Below are 11,445 nucleotides of genomic sequence, written 5' to 3' on the forward strand. Positions count from 1 at the left end.
ACGGCCGGGGCCATGGGTGCAGCCTGTCGCCCCGAGCACTGCCGGCTCGCATTGAGGGCGATGCCGGTCGGGGCATGACTGATAGCTTGCCAGAGCCGTTCGATATGTCAAACGAGTGGCAGGGCGCCTAGGCGCCGTTTTTCGGGGGTTTGAAGCTCTCGGGGCCTTGGGCGACAAGGGTTTGACGGGGGTCTTGGTCAATAATATTTAACGACGCAGTTGGCTCTTTGCGTGGCTGCAATGATTATTCACTTTGCGTGGCGCGGCGGTAGGCGTTGGGTGTCTGGCCGCTCAAGCGTTTGAAGAAACGGGCGAAGTAGGTGGAGTCGCTGAAGCCCAGGCTGTCGGACAGCTGACCGATGCTCATGCGTGTGTACAGCAGGTTACGCCGGGCTTCGAGCAGTAGGCGCTGGTGCACCAGCTGCAGTGCGGTCTGGCCGGCCAGGGCGCGGCACAGCTGATTGAGCTGCAGGGTGCTGATGCCCAGGCGCGCAGCATAGGTTTCCACGGCCAGGTGCTCGCGGTAATGCGCCTCGACCAGGCGCAGATAGCGGCCAAGCAACTGTTGGTCGCGCTCGCCGCGGGTGCGTGGGGCGCGGTCGTGCTGCTGGCGGCTGATCCACACCATCAGCGCGGTGACCAGTGCCTGCAGCAGCGCCGCCCGCGCCGGGGCGTGGCCCTGGTATTCCTGTTGCAGCGTGTCGATCAGGGTGTGCAGGCGCAGGCGGTCCTGACCCAGCGGGTAGCAGCCGGGCGCGGCCAGTACGCTCAATGGTGCGCCCAGGCGTTGCTCGAGGTCGGCCACCAGCGCCGTGCCAAAGGTGAGCACATGGCCCTGGATATCGGCGCTGAAACGAAAGCCATGCACGGTCAGCGGCGGCACCACCTGGATCGCTGCCTGGCGGATCACGCTGCGCTCACCCTCGATCTCCACCTGCGCCTCGCCGCGCTGCACGTACAGCAGCTGGAACAGCTCGGCATGGCGGTGCGCCTTGATCTCCCAGTGGTGCAGGCGGCTGCGCGCCGGGATCGACTCGCAGTGCAGCAGGTCGGTGTCGGGCCAGGCGTGGTTTTCGCCGTAGAGCTGGAACAGCGGAATGCCGGAGAGAGGGCTGGGCATGGGGATGGCCTTGTCCGTTAATCGAACGTTTTTTGTAAAAGTGCAGTTTTTACAGTGGATAGCACACTTTTTTGCCAAGAATCGCTCGTAAAAATGCAGGGGAGAACCGTACCACCACACAGAGACAACAACAATGAAGACTCAGGTTGCAATCATCGGCGCAGGCCCGTCCGGCCTGCTGCTGGGTCAACTGCTGCACAAGGCCGGCATCGACACGCTGATCGTCGAGCGCCAGACCCCTGACTACGTACTTGGGCGCATTCGCGCCGGCGTGCTCGAACAGGGCACCGTCGACCTGCTGCGCGAGGCCGGGGTCGGCGAGCGGATGGACCGTGAAGGGCTGGTCCACGAAGGCGTCGAGCTGCTTGTAGGCGGCCGCCGCCAGCGCCTGGACCTCAAGGCGCTGACCGGTGGCAAGACGGTGATGGTCTACGGCCAGACCGAGGTCACCCGCGACCTGATGCAGGCCCGCGAGCAGAGCGGGGCGCCGATCATCTATTCAGCCAGCAAGGTGCAGCCCCATGGTATCGACGGCGCGCAGCCCTACCTGACGTTTGAGAAGGATGGCCAGTTGCACCGCGTCGACTGTGACTACATCGCCGGCTGCGACGGCTTCCACGGGGTCGCCCGGCAAAGCATTCCCGATGGTGTGCTCAAGGCGTACGAGCGGGTCTACCCGTTCGGCTGGCTGGGGCTGCTGGCCGATACGCCGCCGGTGAACCACGAACTGATCTATGCCCACCACGCGCGCGGTTTCGTGCTGTGCAGCCAGCGTTCCCAGACCCGCAGCCGCTATTACCTGCAGGTGCCGTTGCAGGAGCGGGTGGAGGACTGGCCGGATGCGCGTTTCTGGGGCGAGCTCAAGGCACGGCTGCCCGAAGAGGTGGCCGAACGGCTGGTCACCGGCACAGCCTTGGAGAAGAGCATCGCGCCGTTGCGCAGCCTGGTGGTCGAGCCCATGCAGCATGGAAGGTTGTTCCTGGTCGGTGATGCCGCGCACATCGTCCCGCCCACGGGTGCCAAAGGCCTCAATCTTGCAGCCTCGGACGTGAATTACCTGTACCGGATCCTGGTCAAGGTGTACCGCGAAGGGCGCACCGACCTGCTGGCCCAGTATTCACCGATGGCTTTGCGCCGGGTGTGGAAGGGCGAGCGTTTTAGCTGGTTCATGACCCAGTTGCTGCATGATTTTGGTGAGCATCACGATGACTGGGACCGCAAGATGCAGGAGGCGGACCGCGAGTACTTCCTCAGCTCGCAGGCGGGGTTGGTGAACATTGCCGAGAACTATGTGGGGTTGCCGTTCGAGGTGGTGGAGTAACAAGATCGATTGCGCTTACAGATGGTTTTGCACGCCCTGTGTAGGAGCGGCCTTGTGCCGCGAAAGGGCTGCACAGCAGCCCCAGCATCATGTGTCGCGCTGCTGAAACCTCGGTGCCGCTTCGCGGCCCTTTCGCGGCACAAGGTGCTCCTAAAAAGAGCATGCAGAGCCTTCAGCAAATCAACGCTCCAGCAATGCCACCATCTCCCCATACCCACGCTGGTGCGCATGCTTCAGCGTCGCCTTCCCCCTGAGCAAGTCGCAATTCGGAAGTTTCAGCGCGGAAAAATCCCAATCGACAACCTATTCCTTTTGAAGTGCGGTAGGCAAGTTACCCTTCCAATGTAGGAAAGTTCTTTACCTGTTAGCTGGGCTAGAAGTGCCAAGTTTTTTACGCAAAAGTTGCGCGGCATATGCGGAAAGGATTCTCCATGCACTCAATGGTGGCTTGTCGAAGTCGATCGAGCCGCTGCCCTGTTTCAGGAGGAATGATGGCTTCCAACAGTTTTCAGAATGAAGTGCCAAAGGCACGTGTCAATATAAAACTTGACCTGCACACTGGAGGCGCTCAGCGCAACGTCGAACTGCCACTTAAGTTGATGTTGATGGGCGATTACAGCAATGGCAAAGAGCAGCGTCCCTTGTCTGAGCGCGGTAAAGTCAATATCAACAAGAACAATTTCGACAGTGTGCTTGCAGAGTTTTCACCGCAGCTGAAGTTCGCCGTCGAGGACACCTTGGCCAGTGACGGCAGCGAAACCTGCGTCGAGCTCGACTTCAAGCGCATGAAAGACTTCGAGCCCGAGCAAGTGGCACGCCAGCTTCCGCAGCTGCGGGCGATGCTGGCGATGCGCAACCTGCTGCGCGAGCTCAAGGCGAACTTGCTGGATAACGCAACGTTCCGCAGTGAACTGGAACGAATCCTCAAGGATGAAGCGTTAAGCGACGCATTGCGCCGAGAGCTTGCCGCGCTCGCCCCGCACCACGAGCACTGATCCACTCCCGTCTGCGCCTACAGGAAGTTAACCATGTCCCAGGAATACTCTTCTGTGCAACCGCACAGCGGTACGGTATTGGCTGAAGAACGCCATGGCGTGTATCACGCGCTGTTCGAAAAGATCAACCTCACCCCCCTGCAAGCCTTGAGTGGCATCGAAGCCTTTCAAAGTATCGAAGTCTTGTCGGAGGCCACCGCCGATGAGCGCGTGACCGCTTCGGTCAGTGTTTTTCTCGACCTGCTCAAAAGTGTCGCGCCGAAGATCGAGCGGCTCGACAGGGCCTTGCTGGATGAGCATATCGCAGCACTCGACGCGCGCATCAGCCGGCAACTCGATGCCGTCATGCATCACCCGGAATTCCAGCGGGTGGAGGCGACCTGGCGCGGGGCCAAGTCGCTGATCGACCAGACCGATTTCCGCCAGAACGTGCGTATAGAACTGCTCGATATCAGCAAGGCGCATCTGGTGCAGGATTTCGAGGATGCGCCGGAAATCGCCCAGAGCGGCCTGTACCTGCATACATACACCCAGGAGTACGACACCCCGGGCGGCGAGCCCATCGCCGCGGCCATTTCCAACTACGAGTTCGACCGCAGCCCGCAGGATATCGCGCTGCTGCGCAATGTCTCGAAAGTGGCGGCCGCCGCGCACATGCCGTTCCTAGGCGCTGTCGGGCCGCAATTCTTCGGCAAACAGACCATGGAAGAGGTGTCGGCGATCAAGGATATCGGCAACTACATGGCCCGCGCCGAATACATCAAGTGGCACAGCTTTGCGGCCAGCGACGACGCCCGCTATGTGGGCTTGCTGACCCCGCGGGTGCTCGGCCGCTTGCCGTACGGCCCCGACACCCTGCCAGTGCGCGGCTTCAACTACGAAGAACACGTCAAAGGCCCGGACCACGGCAAGTACCTGTGGGTCAACGCAACCTTTGCCTTCGCCGCCAACATGGTCAAGAGTTTCATCGCCAATGGCTGGTGCGTGCAGATCCGTGGGCCGCAGTCAGGTGGCGCGGTCAGTGACCTGCCGATTCACCTGTACGACCTGGGCACCGGCAGCCAGGTCAAGATCCCTTCCGAAGTGATGATCCCCGAAACCCGTGAATTCGAGTTCGCCAACCTCGGTCTGATTCCGCTTTCCTACTACAAGAACCGCGATTACGCGTGTTTCTTCTCGGCCAACTCGGCGCACAAACCCGCGCTTTACGACACCGCCGAAGCCACTGCCAACAGCCGCATCAACGCCCGGCTGCCGTATGTGTTCCTGCTCTCGCGCATTGCCCATTACCTGAAGCTGATCCAGCGCGAAAACATCGGCACCACCAAGGACCGCCGCCTGCTGGAGCTTGAGCTGAACAAGTGGGTCGGCAGCCTGGTGACCGAAATGACCGACCCCGGCGACGACCTGCAAGCTTCGCACCCGCTGCGAGAAGCCAAGGTCATCGTCGAGGACATCGACGACAACCCGGGCTTCTTCCGCGTCAAGTTGTTCGCCGTGCCGCATTTTCAGGTCGAGGGCATGGACATCAACCTGTCGTTGGTTTCTCAGATGCCCAAGGCCAAGGCCTGAGCGCGGCAGCAGGAGTCATGAACGTGAATATTCACCGCCCCTTGTGGGCTGCGGGGGCGTTGTTGTCCCCGCAGCAGTTCCAGCAGCAGGGCCGCTATGAGGCGTGGGCCACGCGCTTCTGCGCTCAGCTGACGCTCGCACACCCTTGGGGTGTGCAGGCGGTCGGCTTTGACCAGGATGCGCTGCGCCTGGGCAAGCTCAAGGCCACCCGGCTGAGCCTTTGCCTGGCTGACGGCACTCCGGTCGATACCGGCCAGTTCGATCAACTGCCCGGCGCCCTTGAACTGTCGCGCTTGCTGGCGGACGAGGTGCAGAGCGTGGTGGTGCTGCTGGCGCTGCCGCTGGAGCAGGCCAATGGCAACAACTGCCTGTTCGCCGAGGGCAGGGCAGACCGCCCGCAGCGCTACCGCCAGGTCTGGCGTGAAGTACAGGACCTGTATGGCGATGAAGTGCAGTCGATCGGCGTGCTGGAACACGCGCTCAGCCTGCGGCTGGACAGTGACGACAACGCCGACTACCTGACCTGCCCGCTGGCGCGGTTGGTGCGCGCGACCCAGGGCGGTTGGGAGCTGGATAGCAATTTCATCCCGCCCTTGCTCAGCTTCGATGGCCACCCCGGCCTGCTGGCGATGCTCGAAAACCTGCTGACCCAGCTGTCGGCCAAGCGCGAGCGGCTGATGGGCATGCGCCGCGAGAGCAACCAGCGCATGGCCGACTTCGCCGTTGCCGATGTGACCTTGTTCTGGCTGCTCAATGCGTTGAATTCCTGCCACCCGCTACTGGTAGACCTGAAGGCCCATCCGGGCCGTCATCCCGAGCAGGTGTATCAGATGCTTGCACCGCTGGCCGGCAGCTTGCTGACCTTCTCGCTGGATCAGCGCATCGACTGCATCCCCGACGCTGCTGCAGAACTTCATCGGCGAGCTGGAACTGCACCGTGTGGCAGAGCACGAGCAGCACCTGCTGTCGGTGCTGGACAACCTGCAGCGCCTGCTCAACTGCCGGGCAGGCGCCTTGGCCCATCTGCCCGATTACGGTCTACCGGACATGGGCACGCTGCTGCAGGGCTTGCCCGCCAGCGCGCACGGACTGTCCGCGACCCTGGCCGAACGGCTGCTCAAATACGAGCCACGGCTGGCGGCGATCCAGGTCGAACTGCTGACGCAATCCTGCCCCGGCCACCTGGACTACAGGCTGGATGTGCAGCTCAAGGCGGGCGGTCAGGCCAGCTTCGGCGCCACGCTGGGTGGCGAGGGCAGGGTAGTGGTGCGCCACTTGAAACGGCAGCGGTTACTGGCCGAATAGTGAGCTGGGTAGCAGGGAGACACCCATGACAACGTTGTTCGAAAGGCGTATTCGACTGGGGGGCGACCCCCACGGTTTCGAGGCCTACAAGGCACTGGAGGCTGAGCTGGCCAAGCTGGGCCACCCGGCCTGCCCGGACGTGGACTGGGCGGGCGTCGAGGCACTCTGCGTGGCGCTGTTCGAGCGTAACGGCATTGAGTTGCAAAGTGCGGCGGCCTTCGTCATGGCGCGAGCCTGGCGTGCTGGCCTGATGGGCATGAGCGAAGGGCTGGGGTTGCTGACGGCACTGCTCGATCAATGGCCTCACCTGTGGCCGACCCAGGTGGCGTTGCGCATCGACCTGCTGGCCGGGCTGTGCGCACGCTTGCAACCTTTGGTGCGGGCTGCACAGTGGAGCCCGGCGTGTTTGGCGGCATTGCCAGTGCTGGCAAGCGAACTCGCGCGGCTGGAGCAGCAGTTGATGCGCTATGGCCAGGCCTGCCCGGCAACCTTGCAGGCGTTGCGCGGGCAGGTCGGGCTGCTGTTGCGCAGGGTGCCTGACGATCGCGCCTTGAGCCTGCCGGTCCAGGCCTGGAACATTGGGCCGCAAACGGCCTTTGTCAGCCCTGAGCCCTTGCAGCCGGCTTATACCTTTACTGTTGAGCCGCCCGCCAGGCGCCGCGGTGCCTCGTCATGGCTGCTGGCGCTCGGGGTGCTGCTGGGCGGTGTCGGTGGCGTTGCCTGGCAGCATTGGCAAACTCTCCAGGCACAGCCCGCAGCGATCCAGCTCGACAGCCTGAGCCTGTTTGAAGCCGGTAGTACGCAGTTCGGCTCCGACGCGACGCGGCAGCTGGTCAAGACGTTGGTGGACATCAAGGCTCGCCCTGGGTGGCTGATCGTGATTGCCGGGCACGCCGATGGCCGCGGTGGTGAGGCACAGAACCTCGATCTGTCACGTGCCCGCGCCACGGTTGTGCGTGACTGGCTGCAGCGCATGGGCGAGATTCCGGGCAGCTGCTTCGCCGTGCAGGGGCTTGCCGCCAGCCGGCCGCTGGCCAGCAATGGCACCCCATCGGGGCGGGCGGCGAATCGTCGGGTCGACATTCGCCTGGTGCCGCAGGTCGAGGCGTGCGGGCAGGGTGGCTGAGTTGAGCACTGCGCACCCCACAGGTCTTAGTCAAATCTATGGGGTTATGTGCAGTTGTGTGAGAGCCGGCTTGCCGGCAGTTGGGTCCTCCAGCGAATTAGCGCTCCAGCAATGCCACCATCTCCCCATACCCCCGCTGGCGCGCATGCTCCAGCGCCGTCACCCCGTCCTTGTCGGCAATCGCAGGATCTGCCCCGGCCGCCAGCAGCCGGCGCACGATCTCCATATGGCGCGGCCCGCCATCGCCGAGGATCACCGCCTCCAGCAGCGCGGTCCAGTGCAGGCGGTTGAGGTGGTTCACATCGACCCCGGCATCGATCAGCAACTGCACGGTTTGCACATGCCCGCGCTCGGCCGCCGGGATCAGCGCGGTGCCGCCGTAGCGGTTGGTACTGCCCAGGTCGGCGCCATGGGCGAGGGTGAGGCGCAGGATCTCGTTCAGCCCACGGGCACCGGCGTACAGGTAAGGGCTGTCCTGGATATTGTCCTTGGCGTTGACGTCGGCACCTGCCTCGATCAGTACCTGCGCCGCGGCGACCTGGTTGGCGTGGGTGGCCACCAGCAGCGCGGTCTGGCCCTGCTCGTCACGGGCGTCGAGGGGGGCGCCCAGGGCGAGCGCCTTGCGGAGGGCGGGCAGGTCGCCAAGGCGGGCGGCATCGAACAGGCGGTTATTCATGGGCAGGCTCTCGGCGTGGGCGGCAAGGCTGGTGAGCAGGGCCAGCAGCAGGGTGGCAATCGGCAGGCGCATGGTCTGGGTTCCTGGCAGGACGAGCGTTCATCCTAGGTAACTGCGCGCGGTGCCAGAAGTGAATTTTCTGGATGCCAACCAGTGGATTTACGCATGGTTGCCGGGGGTGGAAGGGCGTGATAGAAGTCAGGCTTGTCATTCAGAAGTCGAATACCCAGATGTCCATCAGCGTTAAATCGAATAGAGCCCTGTTCGACCTCGACCTGCTGCGCGCCATTGTGGTGGTGGCCGATTGCGGCAGTTTCACCACCGCAGCGGCGCGCCTGCACTCCACTCAGTCGACCATCAGCCAGAAGGTCCGTCGCCTCGAAGAGATGGTCGGACACCGCCTGCTGGTGCGCGGTAACCGCGACGTACTGCCCACCGATGCCGGCCAGACCCTGCTGGGTTACGCCCGGCACATGCTGGCGCTGAACGACCAGATGCTCGAAGCGCTGGCCGGGGCCATGGTCGGCATGACCGTGCGCCTGGGCGTGCCGGAGGACTTCGTTGGCGGGCGCACCACCAATGCGCTGTCGGCGTTCAGCCGGCGCCACCCGCAGGTCAAGCTGGAGGTCACCAGTGGGCTGTGCCGCGACCTCAGCCAGGCCTACGACAACGGTGAGCTCGACCTGGTGCTGCTCAAGCAGCGGCGCAACAGCCGCGAAGGGGTGGCCTGCTGGCCAGAGCGCCTGCAGTGGATCGACAGCGCCCGCATGCCAGCCTTCGAACTCGACCCGGTGCCGCTGGTGACCTTCCCACCCCGGGGCCTGTACCGCGACGACATGATCAGCGCCATCGAGGGCATGGGCCGGCGCTGGCGCATCAGCTTCACCAGCTCCAGCCTCAGCGGTATCCAGGCGGCGGTGGCCGATGGCATGGGCATCAGCCTGCTGCCACCGCGGGCGGCCACCCGCGAGCACCGCGTGCTGGGGGGCGAGCAGGGGCTGCCGGAGGTGGACAGCTACGAGATCGTGATCGTGCACCGGCCCACGGCCGATGTGATGGTCAAGGCGTTGGCCGAGGTGCTCACCGAGCTGCTGGCGGTGCAGGCGATCTGAAGGGGGTTGTTCAGCTGTTCCACTGCGGTGCGAAATCCGGGCTGACCAGGCGCCGGTCCTTCGCCAGTGCGCCGATCCGGGCGCGGTCCTCATCATCCAGTCGCAGGTTCAGTGCCGCCAGGTTGGCCAGTTGGTTCTCACGGCTGCTGGCCTTGGGGATCACTGCCACGCCGGACTGCTCCAGCAACCATGCCAGGGCCACCTGGCTGGGCAGTACGCCGTGCTTGTCGGCGATAGCGCGGATGGCCGGTTGTTCGGCAGCCTCGCCGCGTGCCAGTGGGGTGTAGGCAGTGAAGGCCAGGCCATGCTGCCGGGCGAAGTCGAGCAGCGGTGTTTGGTCGAGCAGCACGTGGTACTCGACCTGGATTGCCGACAGCGGGGCGCCCAGCTTTTCGATCACCTGGCGTAGCAACCCGAGCGGGAAGTTGGCCACGCCGATGCAACGCGCCTTGCCTTCATCGCGCAGGGCCACCAGGGTTTCGATGCTGCGCGCCAGGTCCCAATCCTTGCCCGGCCAGTGAATATGGAACAGGTCGACCTGTTCGGTGCCCAGGGCGCGCAGGCTGTCTTCCAGGGACTGGCGCATGGCCTGGGGGGCGAGGCGATCCCACCAGACCTTGGTGGTCAGGTGAATGGCCTCGCGCGGCACGCGGCTGTCACGCAGGGCCTGGCCGACCGCGGTTTCGTTGTCGTAGGCCGCGGCGGTGTCGATGTGCCGGTAGCCCAGCTCCAGCGCCTGGTGCACGGCGCGGGTGCAGTCGGCGCCGGTCATTGGCCAGGTGCCCAGGCCGATGGCGGGCAGGTCGAGGCCGTGGCGGGTGGTGAGCCTGTGCATGGAGGTACTCCTTGTACGGATTGATAGGTGAAAGGCCATGATCGGCCATCAACTCAAGGCTGGCAGTGGGGGCCGAGGAAAAGTGGTCGATCAGCGAACGAAATGTACCGGGCAGTTCAGAAGCCCTGGCCTGGGCAATGTTCATCGCCCTGGATCTCTTCTAGAATCCGCGGATGCCCGGGCGCAAGGCCGGGGCCACCGCCCGAGAGCCCCATGAGTTCCAGTACGCCGCTGTCCGGAGTCAACCAGCCGCTGCGCGGTATCACCCTGGTGGTGGTGGCCACCTTCCTGTTCGCCGGCCACGACGCGCTGTCGAAATTCCTCGGCGGTATCTACCCGATCATCATGGTGGTGTGGGCCCGTTACCTGGTGCATACCCTGCTGATGGCCGGGATCTTCCTGCCCAAGGCCGGTATGGCGGTGCTGCGTACCCGGCGCCCGTTGTTGCAGACGTTACGTGCCTTGAGCTTGCTCAGCACCAGCCTGTTGTTCACTGCCGGCTTGCAGTATTTGCCGTTGGCCGAGGCAACGTCGGTCAACTTCCTGGCCCCGGTGCTGGTCACCGCCTTGTCGGTGCCGCTCCTCAAAGAGCGGGTAACGGTGGGCCAATGGGCGGCGGTGGTGATGGGGTTTGTCGGGGTGCTGGTGGTGGTGCACCCGGGCGGGGCGATGTTTACCCCGGCGATCCTGTTTCCGCTGGGGTCGGCGCTGGGATTCTGTTCTTACCAGTTGCTGACGCGGGTGCTGGCGGCTCATGACAGTCCGACTACCAGCAACTTCTATGCGGGGTTGTGCAATACCTTGGTGCTGAGTGCGATGGTGCCGTTTTTCTGGCAGGTGCCGCAGTGGCCGCATGCGTTGTTGATGCTGGCGCTGGGGGGGTGTGGGATGACGGCGCATTTGCTGCTGACGCAGGCGTTTCGGTATGCGGCGCCGGCGTTGTTGGCGCCGTTCAGTTATTGTCAGATTGTGTTTGCGGGGTTGTTGGGGTTGGTGGTGTTTGGGCAGGTGCCGGATGGGATGAGTTTGGTGGGGATTTCGGTGATTTGTTTGAGTGGGTTGGGGGCGGCTTGGATGCAGCGGCGTAAGTAGGGGATGGGGTATTCAGGTTGTTGTGGCTGTTGCTTCATGTTTTCAAGTTTCAAGTTTCAGGTTTCAAGTTTCAGGTTTTAAGTTTTAAGTTTTAAGTTTCTTGGAGTGTTGTTTTTTTGTTGGTTTTGATAGTTGTATGCGCATTCATTTGTGATGTCGACGCTTAGTCACCTTTCCGCCCTTACGGCGGCTTACTTTGGTCTTGGCCAAAGTAAGCAAAGCCGCTCGCTCCCATCATACGGCCCCTGCGCTGCGCTCCGGGGTCCCTTCGCTCCGGCGTCCTCCGGGCCC

At 63.5% G+C, this 11,445-nt stretch carries 10 protein-coding genes and 1 pseudogene; 8 read left to right on the top strand and 3 right to left on the bottom strand.

The features are described from left to right. Positions 1 to 244: 244 nt before the first annotated feature. Entirely contained in the window at positions 245 to 1,120 is an 876-nt protein-coding gene (locus L6D77_RS18360) for a helix-turn-helix domain-containing protein (RefSeq protein ID WP_232884525.1), read from the bottom strand. Between the two features lie 133 nt (positions 1,121 to 1,253). Between L6D77_RS18360 and pobA the strand changes: the two genes are divergently transcribed. The 6 genes and pseudogenes from pobA (at position 1,254) to L6D77_RS18390 (ending at position 7,439) form a co-directional block, all read left to right on the top strand. Next, a complete protein-coding gene (pobA, locus tag L6D77_RS18365; protein ID WP_232884524.1) occupies positions 1,254 to 2,441 on the top strand; it encodes a 4-hydroxybenzoate 3-monooxygenase in 1,188 nt (395 codons plus the stop codon). Positions 2,442 to 2,932: 491 nt separating this feature from the next. After that, entirely contained in the window at positions 2,933 to 3,436 is a 504-nt protein-coding gene (tssB, locus tag L6D77_RS18370; RefSeq protein WP_232884523.1) for a type VI secretion system contractile sheath small subunit, read from the top strand. A gap of 33 nt (positions 3,437 to 3,469) precedes the next feature. Then, a complete protein-coding gene (gene tssC, locus L6D77_RS18375) occupies positions 3,470 to 5,008 on the top strand; it encodes a type VI secretion system contractile sheath large subunit (RefSeq protein WP_232884522.1) in 1,539 nt (512 codons plus the stop codon). A gap of 23 nt (positions 5,009 to 5,031) precedes the next feature. Beyond that, a pseudogene (tssK, locus tag L6D77_RS18380) lies at positions 5,032 to 5,904 on the top strand (type VI secretion system baseplate subunit TssK); the annotation flags it as partial. Positions 5,905 to 5,947: 43 nt separating this feature from the next. Then, positions 5,948 to 6,313 carry a type VI secretion system baseplate subunit TssE gene (tssE, locus tag L6D77_RS18385; protein WP_232884521.1) on the top strand — a complete coding sequence of 122 codons (366 nt, stop codon included), beginning with the start codon at positions 5,948 to 5,950 and terminating at the stop codon, positions 6,311 to 6,313. A 25-nt stretch (positions 6,314 to 6,338) separates the two neighbouring features. Further along, a complete protein-coding gene (locus L6D77_RS18390) occupies positions 6,339 to 7,439 on the top strand; it encodes an OmpA family protein (protein ID WP_232884520.1) in 1,101 nt (366 codons plus the stop codon). A gap of 97 nt (positions 7,440 to 7,536) precedes the next feature. On the opposite strand, the gene L6D77_RS18395 is transcribed toward L6D77_RS18390, so the two are convergent. Continuing rightward, positions 7,537 to 8,187 carry an ankyrin repeat domain-containing protein gene (locus tag L6D77_RS18395; RefSeq protein WP_232884519.1) on the bottom strand — a complete coding sequence of 217 codons (651 nt, stop codon included), beginning with the start codon at positions 8,185 to 8,187 and terminating at the stop codon, positions 7,537 to 7,539. 158 nt (positions 8,188 to 8,345) lie between these two features. Between L6D77_RS18395 and L6D77_RS18400 the strand changes: the two genes are divergently transcribed. Further along, a complete protein-coding gene (locus L6D77_RS18400; RefSeq protein WP_110996210.1) occupies positions 8,346 to 9,227 on the top strand; it encodes a LysR substrate-binding domain-containing protein in 882 nt (293 codons plus the stop codon). Between the two features lie 10 nt (positions 9,228 to 9,237). Here the strand turns inward: L6D77_RS18400 and L6D77_RS18405 are convergent, their stop codons facing one another. Next, positions 9,238 to 10,062, bottom strand: a complete 825-nt coding sequence (locus L6D77_RS18405) for an aldo/keto reductase (RefSeq protein ID WP_232884518.1) — start codon at positions 10,060 to 10,062, stop codon at positions 9,238 to 9,240. 213 nt (positions 10,063 to 10,275) lie between these two features. On the opposite strand from L6D77_RS18405, the gene L6D77_RS18410 reads away from it, so the two are divergent. Next, entirely contained in the window at positions 10,276 to 11,154 is an 879-nt protein-coding gene (locus L6D77_RS18410) for a DMT family transporter (protein ID WP_232884517.1), read from the top strand. The last annotated feature ends 291 nt before the right edge of the window (positions 11,155 to 11,445 follow it).

Source organism: Pseudomonas parasichuanensis (assembly GCF_021601385.1).
GTDB lineage: Bacteria > Pseudomonadota > Gammaproteobacteria > Pseudomonadales > Pseudomonadaceae > Aquipseudomonas > Aquipseudomonas parasichuanensis.